Here is a 13088-nt window from a genome sequence, read left to right as displayed (position 1 = left end):
GGAGCAGGTCAAGGCGGCCATGCCGATGACGCTACCCACCTGCCTCATCCCCAAGACAGGGACGTTGGTCCCTGCCACCGGGGGCGTACGGCACTGATCCGGGCCCGATGGCGTTCCGGACCCGGCGAGGGCGTCGAGAATGAGTGTCATGACACGAGCTGTGTATGTCGCCGCCGGCGAAGCGGGGAGCAACAAGGGGACCGTCGCCCTGGGGCTGGTCGAGCTGCTGTCCCGGCAGGTGGGAAGCGTGGGCGTGTTCCGCCCCGTGGTCCGGGCCGGACGCGAGGACGGCCTGGTCAACACCATCCGCAGCCGGTTCCAGCTCGCCCTGCCCTACGAGGCGTGCGCGGGGGTCACCTACGACGAGGTGCACGCCGACGTCGAGCGGGCGGCCGGGGACATCGTGGCCCGCTTCCGCGCGCTGGCCCGGCGCTGTGACGCGGTCGTGGTGGTCGGCACCGACTACACCGACGTGGGCGCGCCGACGGAGTTCGGGTTCAACGCCCGGCTGGCCGCCGACCTGGGCACGCCCGTGATCAACGTGGTGAGCGGCCGGGGCCGGACGGCCGCCCGCGTCGCCGCGGCGGTCGAGGTGTCCTCCAGGGAGCTGGCCCACCATCACGCCCAGGAGCTCGCGGTCGTGGTCACCCGGTCGACCGGCGGGCCGTTCACGGCCGGCCATGCGACGCCCGTGTTCGTGCTGCCGGAGACCCCTTCGCTGCGTGCGCCGACGGTCGCCGACCTGCTCGACGCGTGCGACGGCTGGTTCTTCCTCGGGGAGCGCGACGGGCTCGGCCGAGAGGCGAGCGCGCTGATGGTGGGCGCGATGTCGCTGCCCGGGATCCTGGAGCGCCTCACCGAGGGCGCGGCGGTGATCATCCCGTCCGACCGGGCCGCCGCGCTGCTGCCCGGCCTGATCGCCGCGCACACCTCGCCGGGCTTCCCGTCCCTGTCGGCGGTGGTGCTCACCGGCGGCACGGAGCTGCCCGGCTCAGTGGAACGGCTGCTGCGCGGCATGGAGATCCCGCTGCCGGTGATCGCCACCGGTCACGACACCTTCGACACCGCGACCCGGCTGTCGGCCGTGGAGGGGCGGTTCACGCCCGAGGCGGGCGGCAAGATCGACACGGCGCTGCGCCTGTTCGCCGAGCACGTGGACGGCCCGCTGCTGCTGGAACGGCTGGACATCGCCAAGACCGACGTCGTCACGCCGCTGATGTTCGAGTACGAGCTGCTGGACCGGGCGCGCGCCCGGCGCAGGCACATCGTGCTGCCCGAGGGCGAGGAGCCGCGCATCCTGCGCGCGGCCGACATCCTGCTGCGCCGGGACGTGGCCGACCTCACCCTGCTCGGCGACGCCGAACGCATCAGGGTCCAGGCCGCCCAGCTAGGCCTCGACCTGGCCGCGGCCAGGGTGCTCAGCCCGTTCGACCCGGAGCTGCGCGAGCGGTTCGCGCACGCCTACGCCGAGGCGCGGGCGCACCGGGGGATGACCGTCGAGCTGGCCCGCGACACCGTCACCGACGTCTCCTACTTCGGCACGCTCATGGTCCACGCCGGCCTGGCCGACGGCATGGTCTCGGGCGCGGCGCACACCACCGCGCACACGATCAGGCCGGCGTTCGAGATCCTGCGGCTGGGGCTGGTCTCCAGCGTGTTCTTCATGTGCCTGGCCGACCGGGTCCTGGTCTACGGCGACTGCGCGGTCAACCCCGACCCCACCGCCGAGCAGCTCGCCGACATCGCGATCGCCTCGGCCCGCACCGCGGCGATGTTCGGCGTCGAGCCCAGGAGCGCGATGTTGTCGTACTCGACCGGCGCCTCGGGCGCGGGCGCCGAGGTCGACAAGGTGCGCGCCGCCACCGAGCTGGTCCGCGAACGCCGTCCCGACCTCCAGGTGGAAGGGCCGATCCAGTACGACGCCGCGGTGGACCCGGCGGTGGCGCGGACCAAGATGCCCGGCAGCCAGGTGGCCGGGCACGCCACCGTCTTCGTGGTGCCCGACCTGAACACCGGCAACAACCTGTACAAGGCCGTCCAGCGCAGCGCGGGGGCGGTCGCGGTGGGGCCGGTGCTGCAGGGGCTGCGCAGGCCGGTCAACGACCTGTCCAGGGGCGCCACCGTGGCCGACATCGTCACCACCGTGGCGGTCACCGCCGCCCAGGTGCGCGACGAACCGGCGCCCGCGGCGGAGGCGGCCTCAGGCTCCTGAGCCGGGACGGGCGCGCCACCGCCGGGCGGCGACCGCGGCGGCCAGTACGGCCACCAGCCCCGCCCAGGTGACCGGATGGCTCCAGACGGCGGCGCCGGCCTGCTGGACGAGCACGAACACGCCCATGACGACGACGAACCAGCCGAACGCCGTGCGCAGCGCGTCCTGCGGGATGCGGCCCGCGAGCCGGCCGCCGGCCAGACTGCCGATCACCGCGGACGCCGTCACGATCAGGGCGAGGCGCCAGTCGATCGCGACGCCCGCCAGGTGCCCGGCGAGCCCGGCGAAGGACTTCATCGCGATGACGAGCAGCGACGTGCCGACCGCGACGCCCATCGGCAGCCCGCCCAGCAGGGCCAGGGCCGGGACGACGAGGAAGCCGCCGCCGGAGCCGACCAGCCCCGTCACGGCCCCGACGACCAGGCCCTCCGCCGCGATGTGCGTCAGGGGCAGGTCGCCGTGGGCGGGCCGCGCCCGCTTCCTGGGCTGCCGGGGCCTGCGGAGCATCGCGACCGCCGTGGCCAGCATCATCAGGGCGAAGGCGACGAGCAGCGCCGTGCCGGGGACGTACTCGGCCAGACGCCCGCCGCCGTACGCGCCGGCCATGCTGAACGCGCCGAAGAGCAGCCCGGTCCGCCAGCGGATCCGCCGGGCCCGCGCGTGCGGGACCAGCGCGGCCAGGCTGGTGACGCCGACGACGAACAGCGAGGTGGCGATCGCCTCCTTGGTGTCCTGGCCGGCCAGGTAGACCAGGATCGGCACGGTCAGGATCGAGCCGCCGCCGCCCAGCACGCCGAGGCTGACCCCGACGAGCAGCGACGCCGCGACGATCAGCACGGTCACGGGGTGCTCCGCAGGTCCGCGAGCACCGTGCGGATGTCGGTGCGCGGCCCGCGGTTGTAGGGCAGCCGGGACAGCAGGACGCCCATGGCACAGGAGTTGCTGACGGCCGCGTACGTCAGGCCGGCGCCGATCGCGGTGCCGATCAGGTGCGCGCCGGGCAGGAAGATCCCGGCCAGACCGGTGACCAGGACGACGGAACCGGCCACGAGCCGGACCTGGCGCTCGATGTCCCACCGCTCGGGCCCCCGCTCCAGGGACGCGCCGGCCGTCTCCCACGCGACGATGCCGCCTTCCAGGACGCGCAGGTTCGGCAGCCCGGCCTCGGCGAGGGACTGCCCGGCCTGCGCGGCCCGCGCCCCGGAGCGGCAGACGAGCACGACGTCCTCGTCCAGGTGGGCCAGCAGCTCGGCCCGGTGCTCGCGCAGGGTGTTCAGCGGCACGTTGTACGAGCCCGGGATGTGCGCCGTGCGGAACTCGCCGGGCGTGCGCACGTCGAGCAGGCGCGGCGCCCGCCCTTCCTGGACGAGCCGCTGCAGCACGGGGGCGGTGAGGACGGAGGAGGTGTTCATGGATCGTTCCTTTGCCAATACCCCGGGGGGTATCGCGTAGACATACGGAAGGGATGGGGACAGTTCGGTCAGACGCCGGCCGGCTCGGCCGACAGGGCCCACGCGGCGTAGCCGCCGAGGACGTCGGAGACGTCCTGGAAGCCGCGGTGCCGCAGCAGGCTCGCCGCGACGGAGGAGCGGTGACCACCCGCGCAGTGCAGGACGACGGGCCGGTCGGCGGGCAGCTCGCCGCTGCGGGCGGGCAGTTCGCTCAGCGGGATGTGCAGGGCGGCGTCGATGAAGCCGTTCGCCTCGCGCTCGCCGGCGGTGCGCACGTCCACGACGACGGGCGGGGCGTCGCCGGCGAGTGCGGCGCGCAGCTGCGCGGCGGTCAGGCGGCCGGCCGGGGCGACCTCGGCGGCCAGGGCCACCAGCGCGTCGTCGGGGTTGCGCAGGTAACCCGCGACGCGGTCGAAGCCGATCCGGGCCAGGCGGGTGACGACCTCCTCCTCGCGATTCTGCGGCGCCATGACGACCAGCTCGGCGGCCGGGTCGAGCACGGTGCCCGCCTGCTCGGCGAAGCGCCCGTCGGCGGGCACGTTCACCGCGCCGCGCAGGTGCCCGGCGGCGAAGTCCTGCGGATCGCGGGCGTCCACCACGACCGTGCCGGCGGCCCGCAGGCGGGTGAACCCGTCGAGGGTCAGCGGCACCGGCGCCGCCGAGGCGTCGTGGCGGGCCCGGTCCCTGCGGTTGAGGTCGGCGTCGTAGGCGAAGTAGCCGGGCGCGGCGGGCTGTCCGGCGGTGACGAGCGCGACGAACGTCTCACGGTCCATCGGGGCGCACGCGTAGTTGGTGGCCCGCTGCTCGCCGATGGTCGACTGCTTCTCGGCCGAGAGGTTCTTGCCGCAGGCCGAGCCGGCGCCGTGCGCGGGAAAGACCCGCACCTCGTCGGGCAGGGCCATGAGCTTGTTCTGCACGCTGTCGTACAACATCGCGCCCAGTTCCCCGGGGGTGACGCCGACGGAGGCCAGCAGGTCGGGGCGGCCGACGTCCCCGATGAACAGGGCGTCGCCGGTCAGCACCCCGTACGGGACGTGGTCCTCGGCGCGTTCGTAGACCAGGACGCTGATCGACTCCGGGGTGTGACCGGGCGTCTCCATGATCTCCAGGGTGACGTCGCCGAGTGAGATGCGCTCGCCGTCGCCGAGCTTGCGGATGGGGTACTCGGTCTCGGCGCGCCGGCCGTAGCCGATCCAGGCGCCGGTGCTGTCGGCCATCTCCAGGTGGCCGGCGACGAAGTCGGCGTGGAAGTGGGTGTTGACGACGCCGACGACGGTGAGGCCGTGCGCGCGGGCGTCGGCCAGGTACTCGGAGACGTCCCGCCGGGGGTCGACGACCACCGCGCGGCCGGTCCTCTCGTCCGCGATCATGTACGACGCCTGCGAGAGGCAGTCCAGGTAGTACTGCGTGAAGAACACGGCGATCCCTTCGTACGAATACCCCGGGGGGTATGACCTACCCGACAGTAGGTTCTTCTCGGAAAAGATGTCAAATACCCCCGGTGGTATTGCTCACGATACCTAGGGGGGTATGGTGACCAGGACATATCCACCCGGCAATCGCGACCTCGTCCCGGGCGTGAAGGGACCTCAGCCGTGCAGAACACCTCCGCGCCCGCCCCGCCCGTACGCCTCGGGCTCCGGGCGAACGCCCTCCAGTTCTCCCTGCTGGTCGTCGTCAACGTCGCCGTCGGCGGCCTGGTGGGCCTCGAACGCACCACCGTGCCGCTCATCGGCGCCCACACCTTCGGCCTGACCAGCGACCTCGCCGTCTTCTCCTTCATCGTCGCCTTCGGGCTCACCAAGGCGGTCACCAACCTGGCCGCCGGCGCCCTGACGGCCCGGTTCCGCCGCAAGCAGCTCCTGGTCGCCGGCTGGTTGATCGGGATCCCCGTCCCCTTCGTCCTGGGCTGGGCGCCCTCCTGGGGGTGGATCGTGGCGGCGAACGTCCTGCTCGGCCTCAACCAGGGCCTGACCTGGTCGATGACCGTCAACATGAAGATCGACCTGGTCGGGCCCGCCCGGCGGGGGCTGGCCACCGGCCTCAACGAGGCCGCCGGGTACACCGCCGTCGGCGCCACCGCCCTGCTCACCGGCTACCTCGCCACCCGTCACGGCCTGCGTCCCGTCCCCGAGCTCGTCGGCGTCGTCTTCGTCGCGGCCGGGCTGGCCCTGGCTCTGGTCGTCCGCGACACCGCCGCCCACGTGGCCCTCGAACTCGACCGGCACCCCCGGCCCGCCGGGGAGAACGCCGGTCCGGCGGCCGTGTTCGCCCGCACGTCCTGGCGCGACCGCTCGCTGCGCGGCGTCAGTCAGGCCGGCCTGGTCAACAACCTCAACGACGGCCTCACCTGGGGCGTCTTCCCCCTCCTGTTCACCGACCACGGCCTGGGCCTGGCCGCCGTCGGCCTGATCAAGGGCCTGTACCCGCTCCTGTGGGGCGTCGGCCAGATCCCCGCCGGGCACCTCGCCGACCGCCTCGGCCGCAAACCTCTCATCGTCACCGGCATGCTCGTCCAGGCCGGCGGTCTCCTCCTGGCCGTCGCCCCGCTGGGCGACGCCCTGCTCGCCGGGGTCCTGTCCGCAGTGGTCCTCGGGCTCGGCACCGCCATGGTCTACCCCGCGCTCATCGCCTCGGTCTCCGACCACGCCCACCCCTCCTGGCGGGCCAACGCCCTGGGCGCCTACCGCTTCTGGCGCGACGTCGGCTACGCGGCGGGAGCCCTGGTCGCCGGGGTGCTCGCCGACGTGCTCGGTCTCGGCGCCACGGTCGTCGCGGGCGCCGTGCTCACCGCCGTCTCCGCCCTGCTCGCCGCCCGCTGGATCAGCGACCGTACGCGGGGCTGACGGCGGGAGCCCGTCCCGGGTCAAGCGCGCCTCAAGGTGCGGTCGGCATTGATCGCGCGGCCGGGAACGGCGGAAGCCTCCCTTGATCCACTTCTGGTTACAGTCCGTAGTGTTCGGCTCGCTCTGGGGGGAAGATGAAGAGTGTTCGCGTAGTCGCCGGCAGGATGGCGAAAGTGTTGTGCGCCGGGCTGCTCGCGGTCCCGTCGTCCCCGCTGGTCGTGCCCGATCCGTCGCCGGACACGTCGGTGGTGACGGTGCGCACCGGCGGCGACCGCACCGGCGACACCACGGTGGGGCCGCTGGCCGGGGTCGAGCTCGGCCTGTTCACCGCGCCCGACGCGGACGTCCCGGTCGACGCCGGCTGGGGCGTGTGCGTGTCGGACGCCGACGGCGACTGCAGCTTCGTCGTCCCCGGGACCGAGCCGGGCGGCGCCAACGCCGGCGCCCGCTTCTACGTCAAGCAGCTCTCCGCCCCCGGCGGCTGGTACACCAACCCGGAACTGCGCACCGGCCGCGGCAGCGGGTCGAACTCCGTCGCCACGCCGTACGTCTTCCGGACCCCCGCGCTGGAGAGCGGCACCACGTACTCCTCCACCGGCGACTTCATGATCAACGACACCCGCGGGGACGCCACCGCCTCGACCGGGATCTGGCAGCAGTCACGGGTCAACCCCCGGCCCGACCCCACCTGCGGCCTCGACGTCGCGCTGCTGCTCGACCTGTCGGCCTCGGTGGGCAGCGCGCTGCCCGACCTGAAGGAGGCCGCCGACACCTTCACCGACGCGCTGACCGGCACCCCGTCGCGGATGGCGCTGTTCACCTTCGACCGCAACTCGCCCAGCGCCGGCACCACGAACAACCCCGAGCTCATGCCGGTGTCCACGGAGGCGGGCGCCGAGGCGTTCAAGGACCAGTACGCCGACTGGCAGCTCGGCAGCGGCACCAACTGGGACCGCGGCCTGTGGGCGGTCGCCGGGGCCGCGCCGCGCTACGACCTGCTGGTGGTGCTCACCGACGGCAACCCCACCTACTACGACAGCCTGCTCGGCGACGGCGGCAACACCCGCATCGCCGAGGTGGAGGCCGGGATCTTCTCCGCCAACGCGGTCAAGGCGGAGGGCACCCGCGTGCTGGCCGTCGGCGTCGGCAACGGCGTGACCGGCCTGACCGCGCTCAACCTGCGCGCCATCTCGGGCACCACCGCCTTCGACGGCTCCAACGCGACCGCCGCCGACTACTTCCAGACCAGCGACTACGCCGCCGCCGGACAGGCGTTGCGGGAGATCGTCCGCGCTCAGTGCGAGGGGTCGCTGTCGGTGATCAAGCAGCTCGTCCCGTCCGGCAACACCGGTGAGGACGTCACCGGTGCCACCCCGGCCGGCCCCGGCTGGGACCTCACCGCCGAGACCACCACGCCGGGCATCGGCGGGCTGCCCGCCACCGAGTCGACGACCGACGACGGCACGGGATCGGTCAACTTCGACCTCACCTTCAGCCAGACCCCGTCGGCCGACGTCACCGTCACCGAGACCCAGCACCCCGGCCACACCCTGGTCACCCAGGACGGGCGGAACGCCGTCTGCCGCCAGATCGACACCGGCGTCGAGGTGCCGGTGACCAACAGCGGCGGCCTCGGCTTCACGGTCGAGGTACCGAGCGACGCGGCCGTCAGCTGCACCGTCTACAACCGCCCGCCCGCGCCCACCCCCAGCCCGACCCCGACGCCCACGCCCACGCCCACTCCGACCCCGACGCCCACTCCGACCCCGACGGTCACCCCGACGCCCACGGTCCCGCCGACCGTCACCCCCACGCCGACCCCGACGCCCACGCCGACGCATCCGGAGCACTGCCACGGCGGGCATCCGTCCTGGGACCACTGCGAGGAGCACCCGGGCTGGCACGACGTCTGTCACAAATCGGCCTTCGCCTGCCCGCACCCGCAGGAGTGGCCCCACCCTGACGACGCATGGGACGAGGAGTGGCAGCCGGCCGCCTGACGCGTTTCCGGCACAAGGATTACCCGCGCCTTCGCGTCGGAACGCCGGCCGACGGGCAGCACCTGGGAGGACGGCTCAGGGACGGGGGCGGGCGATGAGGGACGAAGCAGGCAGCGGGCCGGCGGGCGTGCGCCGCCGCGAGATGCTGGCCATGCCCGTCGCCCTGGCCTGCGGATCGGCGATGCTGACCGGCTGCGACACCACGCGGCCGGCCCGCAGTGCCACGACGGCCAGCCCCGCCCCCGGCCCGGAGCAGGCCCGGGAGGTGCCGGTCACGCCGCCGGAGGACCTCATGCGCGAGCACGGGGTCCTCAAACGCGTCCTGCTGGTCTACCGGGAGGGCGTCCGGCGGATCGGCGCCGGGGAGCGGGTGCCGGCAGGCCCCCTGCACGCCGGCGCCGGGATCATCCGCACGTTCATCGAGGAGTACCACGAGCGGCTCGAAGAGCGATACGTCTTCCCGCGCCTGGTCGGCGCGGGAAAGCTCACCGACGTCGTCCCCGTGCTGATCCGGCAGCACCGGCGCGGGCGCGTCCTGACCGGCCGCGTCCTGGACGCCACCGCGAGGCCCGTCCCCCAGAGCGTGCGCCGCGGCCTGGCCGCCGACCTGGCCGCCTTCGTCCGCATGTACGAGCCGCACGAGGCCCGCGAGGACACCGTGATCTTCCCCGCCATGCGGGCCGTCATCCCGCCCAAGGAGTTCGCCGAGCTGGCCGAGACGTTCGAGGACGAGGAGCACCGCCGTTTCGGCGCGGCCGGCTTCACCGGCGTGGTCGCGCAGGTGGCCGACATCGAGAAGGCGCTCGGCATCTACGACCTGGACCAGTTCACCCCCCGCGGCTGACCCGGCCCCGTGGTCAGGCGACCCGGGTCGCGGCGCGTTCGCCGAGCCGGCCGTCGTCCATGGTCAGGACGGTGTCCACCTGGTCCAGGGTGGCCAGGTCGTGCGTGACCATGACAGTGGCCAGGTCGTTCTTCCTGGTGAGGTCGGCCAGCAGGGAGACGATCCGCTCGCCACGGTGGTGGTCGAGCGCGCTGGTGGGCTCGTCCACCAGCAGCACCTCGGGGGAGTTCATCAGGGCGCGGGCGATGTTGACGCGCTGGCGTTCGCCGCCGGACAGCTGGTGCGGGCGTTTGTGCTCCTTGCCGCCCAGGTCGACGGCGAGCAGCAGCTCCCGCGCCCGCGGGGCGGCGGCGCGCGGGGATTCGCCGGCCAGGTGCGCCATCACCAGGAGCTGGTCGAGCGCGGTGAGCGAGGGCAGCAGGTTGGCCTGCTGGAACACGATGCCGACGTGGTCGCGGCGGACCCTCGTGCGGGCCGCCTGGCCGGCTCCGGAGACGTCCTGCCCGGCGATGATCACGCTGCCCGCGGCGGGCGTGATCAGGGTGGCGGCGACGGCCAGCAGGCTCGACTTGCCCGAGCCGGACGGGCCGACCACCGCGGCGAACTCGCCCGCCGCGACGGTCAGGCTGACGTGGTCGAGCGCGGTCAGCGTACGGTCGCCGTCGGGATAGGTCAGGACGACGTCGGTCAGCTTCAGTGTCATCGGGAGGCTCCCAGGGCGGTCAGCGGGTCGACAGAGGTGATCTTGCGGATGGCCAGCGCGGCTCCGGCGGCGCCGAGGAGGATCAGCACGGCCACCGGCGCCACGGTGGTGGCCGCCGACAACACGAACGGGACCGTGCCCTCGGCCAGCGCACCGAGGCCCGCGCCGAGCAGGCCGCCGGCGCCCGCGCCGCCCAGCAGCACGATGACCGCCTGGGCGAGCGCGTCCCGCAGCAGGTAGCCGGAGCTTGCGCCCAGAGCCTTCAGCACGGCGACGTCGCCGCGCCGCTGGATCGTCCAGACGGTGAAGAAGGCCCCGATGACCAGGGCCGAGATCGCGAACAGGAACCCGCGCATGAGCTGGAGCGACCCGTTCTCGGAGGAGAACGAGCCGATCGCGGCGGGCGCCTGCGGCAGCGGGACCGTCGTGGTGCCGAGCCGCGCGTCGGCCGCGGCCAGGCCGCCGGACGGCAGCGCCGTGCCGCTGTCGGGCAGCGCCAGGACGGTCGCCACACTGTCGGAGCCGGCCTGGCGGCCCATCCGCTCCCAGTCGTCGATGCCGATCCAGACGACGGGGGTGTGGCTGTAGGACGCCTGGCCGCCGACACCGGAGACGGTGAAGTCCCTGCCCGCGATCCGTACCGTGTCCCCGGCGCCCACCCCGGTGTCGGCGGCCAGCGCGGCGGAGAGGACGACCTTCCCGGTGTCCACGGGCCGCCCCTGGGCGAGGGAACCGCCCGGCTGGACGCCGAAGAGCGCCACCCCCGCGCTCCCGTCGTCGCCGTGGCCGAGCCGCGACATGGAGACGCCCAGCCGCTCGGCGGCGCCGCCGGTCGCCCGCCGCCACTCCTGCCAGATCCGGTCGGTGACGCGGCTGTCGGCGAAGGACGGTTTCCCGTCGCCGGCGAAGACGAGGTGCCCGGCGGGCAGGCCCTCCACGGCCGAGATGTTCTCCCGTGCCAGCCCGGCGGTCAGGCCGGACAACATGGTCACCAGGAGGGTGATGAGGAAGACGACGGCGCCCATGAGAGCGAACCGTCCCTTCGCGAAGCGCAGGTCTCTGAGCGCCACGAACACGGCGCGTCCCCCGTTGCGGTTGAAGGTCATGTTGACGTCCTCCAGCGTGCGCGCCGCCGGATCGGCCGGGCATCGTGCATGCGGTCCGCCCGTAATACTTCTTTCGGACGATTTGTGGCGCAGGGCCGTCGCATACGCTTGGTGAGAGATGTCTGACTATCCGTTCCCGCCCGCCCTCCGCCTGCTGCGCTGGACCGTGCACGGCACGTTCGCGACCCTCCTGGCGATCGCGCTGGCCGGCGTCGCCGGGAGCGGACGGCTCGCGCCGGTGCTGGGCGGAGCGCTGCTCGGGGCCCTCTACGTGGCGGGCATCACGATCGAAGAGCGGCTGCCGCACTTCGGCGGGCCGACACACCTGCTGCTGGGCCGGATCTGGCTGGTGCTGACCACGGCCGGGTGGGTGCTGCTCGCCCTGGCCGCGCCGCAGTTCGTCTGGCTGGCCTTCCCGCTCTTCTTCGCCTACCTGCACCTGCTGCCCCTGGCGGTCGCGCTGCCGGGCGTGGCGGCGCTGACCGTCGCGGCCGTCCTGACCGCCGCCTGGCACGAGGGCCGACTGACCGCCGCCCTGGTCATCGGCCCGACGATCGGCGCGGCGGTGGCCACCCTGATGGCGATGGTCTACAAGGCGCTGCACGCCGAGAGCGAGCAGCGCCGCCTGCTGATCGACGACCTGGTCCGCACGCGGGGGAAACTGCTCAAGGCGGAGGGCGACGCCGTACGGCTGGCCGAGCGGGAACGCCTGGCCAGAGAGATCCACGACACGCTGGCACAGGGCATGTCCAGCATCATCCTGCTGCTGCGGGCGGCCCGGCGAGACCTGGCCGACGACCTCCCGGCCGCCGAGCGCCGCATCGCCGAGGCGGCGGACGCGGCCAAGGAGAACCTGGAGGAGGCCAGGAACTTCGTCCGCGGCCTGGCCCCCGCGGCGCTGCGGCACTCGTCGCTGGCCGCCGCGCTGCGCAGGGCCGGTGACTCCGCCGTGGCGGGCACGCCCATCCAGGCGCGCTTCGAGGTCTCCGGCACCCCGGCGCCGCTGCCCGCCGATTATGACGCGACGCTGCTCCGCGTCGCCCAGGGCGCCCTGGGCAACGTCAGTCGCCACTCCGGCGCCGGCCACGCCGGGGTGACCCTCACCTACCTGGACGACGTGGTCATGCTGGACGTGTACGACGACGGCCGGGGGTTCGACCCCGGACGTTCGGCCGGCTTCGGCCTGCGCGCGATGCGCGAACGGGTGAGCGCCCTGGGCGGCAGCCTCACCGTGGAGTCGGCCCCCGGCGAGGGCACGGCCGTCGTGGCGACCCTGCCGCTGCCGCCCCTGGAGGGGCCGTGATCCGGATCGTCCTGGTGGACGACCATCCCGTCGTCCGCTCCGGCCTGCGCGCCATGCTCGCCGGGCAGCCCGACTTCGACCTGGTCGGCGAGGCCGCCACGGGGCAGGAGGGCGTGCGGCTGGCCGCCACGCTCGCCCCCGACGTCGTGCTGATGGACCTGCGGCTCGGCACCGGCATGCACGGCAGCGAGGCGACCCGCCGGATCGTGGCCCTGGACGGCCCCCGCGTCCTGGTGCTCACGACGTTCGACACCGATGCCGACATCGTGGCCGCCATCGAGTCCGGCGCGACCGGCTACCTGCTCAAGGACGCCCCGTCGGAGGACCTGCACGCCGCCATCCGGTCGGCCGCCGCGGGCGCCAGCGCCCTGGCGCCGAGCGTGGCCGCACGCCTGCTGGGCCGGGTCCGGGCCCCCGACACCACGCTCAGCCCGCGCGAGCTGGAGGTGCTCGGGCACGTCGCCGCCGGCCTGTCGAACCGGCAGATCAGCAAGGTGATGTTCCTCAGCGAGACCACGGTCAAGACCCACCTGGCGCACATCTACACCAAGCTGGACGTTGACTCCCGCACCGCGGCCGTCGCGGCGGCCTCGAAGCGGGGCCTCATCCGCTCGCCCTGAGCG

11 protein-coding genes are annotated in these 13088 nt (G+C 73.7%); 6 read left to right on the top strand and 5 right to left on the bottom strand.

Annotated features, from left to right (window positions below; translation table 11 throughout):
• Nucleotides 1-148: 148 nt before the first annotated feature.
• Nucleotides 149-2212 (top strand): phosphate acetyltransferase, encoded by a 2064-nt coding sequence (gene pta, locus ABZ459_RS19730; protein WP_357971844.1) that lies wholly within the window; start codon nt 149-151, stop codon nt 2210-2212.
• On the opposite strand, the gene ABZ459_RS19725 is transcribed toward pta, so the two are convergent.
• The 3 genes from ABZ459_RS19725 to ABZ459_RS19715 form a co-directional block, all read right to left on the bottom strand.
• Nucleotides 2201-3055, bottom strand: coding sequence for a sulfite exporter TauE/SafE family protein (locus ABZ459_RS19725; protein ID WP_357971842.1), 855 nt, complete (start codon nt 3053-3055; stop codon nt 2201-2203). The genes pta and ABZ459_RS19725 overlap by 12 nt on opposite strands.
• A complete protein-coding gene (locus ABZ459_RS19720) occupies nt 3052-3624 on the bottom strand; it encodes a rhodanese-like domain-containing protein (RefSeq protein ID WP_357971840.1) in 573 nt (190 codons plus the stop codon). The genes ABZ459_RS19725 and ABZ459_RS19720 overlap by 4 nt, the downstream gene beginning before the upstream one ends.
• A gap of 68 nt (nt 3625-3692) precedes the next feature.
• The gene (locus tag ABZ459_RS19715; protein WP_357971838.1) at nt 3693-5081 is read right to left on the bottom strand and encodes an MBL fold metallo-hydrolase; all 1389 of its coding nucleotides are present in this window, start codon (nt 5079-5081) and stop codon (nt 3693-3695) included.
• 177 nt (nt 5082-5258) lie between these two features.
• Between ABZ459_RS19715 and ABZ459_RS19710 the strand changes: the two genes are divergently transcribed.
• The 3 genes from ABZ459_RS19710 (at nt 5259) to ABZ459_RS19700 (ending at nt 9353) form a co-directional block, all read left to right on the top strand.
• Nucleotides 5259-6509 (top strand): MFS transporter, encoded by a 1251-nt coding sequence (locus ABZ459_RS19710; RefSeq protein ID WP_357971836.1) that lies wholly within the window; start codon nt 5259-5261, stop codon nt 6507-6509.
• Nucleotides 6510-6673: 164 nt separating this feature from the next.
• Nucleotides 6674-8509, top strand: a complete 1836-nt coding sequence (locus tag ABZ459_RS19705; protein WP_357971834.1) for a vWA domain-containing protein — start codon at nt 6674-6676, stop codon at nt 8507-8509.
• Nucleotides 8510-8603: 94 nt separating this feature from the next.
• On the top strand, nt 8604-9353 hold the full coding sequence (locus ABZ459_RS19700; protein WP_357971832.1) for a hemerythrin domain-containing protein: 750 nt from the start codon (nt 8604-8606) through the stop codon (nt 9351-9353).
• A gap of 13 nt (nt 9354-9366) precedes the next feature.
• On the opposite strand, the gene ABZ459_RS19695 is transcribed toward ABZ459_RS19700, so the two are convergent.
• Nucleotides 9367-10056, bottom strand: coding sequence for an ABC transporter ATP-binding protein (locus ABZ459_RS19695; RefSeq protein WP_357971830.1), 690 nt, complete (start codon nt 10054-10056; stop codon nt 9367-9369).
• A complete protein-coding gene (locus ABZ459_RS19690; protein ID WP_357972101.1) occupies nt 10053-11132 on the bottom strand; it encodes an FtsX-like permease family protein in 1080 nt (359 codons plus the stop codon). The genes ABZ459_RS19695 and ABZ459_RS19690 overlap by 4 nt, the downstream gene beginning before the upstream one ends.
• A 148-nt stretch (nt 11133-11280) precedes the next feature.
• Between ABZ459_RS19690 and ABZ459_RS19685 the strand changes: the two genes are divergently transcribed.
• Together ABZ459_RS19685 and ABZ459_RS19680 are read left to right on the top strand one after the other, a co-directional pair.
• Nucleotides 11281-12465: a sensor histidine kinase gene (locus tag ABZ459_RS19685; protein WP_357971828.1), complete on the top strand. Its 1185-nt coding sequence runs from the start codon at nt 11281-11283 to the stop codon at nt 12463-12465.
• The gene (locus ABZ459_RS19680) at nt 12462-13085 is read left to right on the top strand and encodes a response regulator transcription factor (protein ID WP_357971826.1); all 624 of its coding nucleotides are present in this window, start codon (nt 12462-12464) and stop codon (nt 13083-13085) included. The genes ABZ459_RS19685 and ABZ459_RS19680 overlap by 4 nt, the downstream gene beginning before the upstream one ends.
• The last annotated feature ends 3 nt before the right edge of the window (nt 13086-13088 follow it).

The organism is Nonomuraea sp. NPDC005692 (assembly GCF_040631115.1).
Classification (GTDB): domain Bacteria; phylum Actinomycetota; class Actinomycetes; order Streptosporangiales; family Streptosporangiaceae; genus Nonomuraea.
This window is presented reverse-complemented; position numbering and strand designations above follow the sequence as displayed.

Coding starts and splice junctions, on each gene's coding strand:
- ABZ459_RS19685 (WP_357971828.1), top strand. CDS start 11,281: ATGTCTGACTATCCGTTCCCGCCCGCCCTCCGCCTGCTGCGCTGGACC.
- ABZ459_RS19705 (WP_357971834.1), top strand. CDS start 6,674: ATGGCGAAAGTGTTGTGCGCCGGGCTGCTCGCGGTCCCGTCGTCCCCG.
- ABZ459_RS19720 (WP_357971840.1), bottom strand. CDS start 3,624: ATGAACACCTCCTCCGTCCTCACCGCCCCCGTGCTGCAGCGGCTCGTC.
- pta (WP_357971844.1), top strand. CDS start 149: ATGACACGAGCTGTGTATGTCGCCGCCGGCGAAGCGGGGAGCAACAAG.
- ABZ459_RS19695 (WP_357971830.1), bottom strand. CDS start 10,056: ATGACACTGAAGCTGACCGACGTCGTCCTGACCTATCCCGACGGCGAC.
- ABZ459_RS19700 (WP_357971832.1), top strand. CDS start 8,604: ATGAGGGACGAAGCAGGCAGCGGGCCGGCGGGCGTGCGCCGCCGCGAG.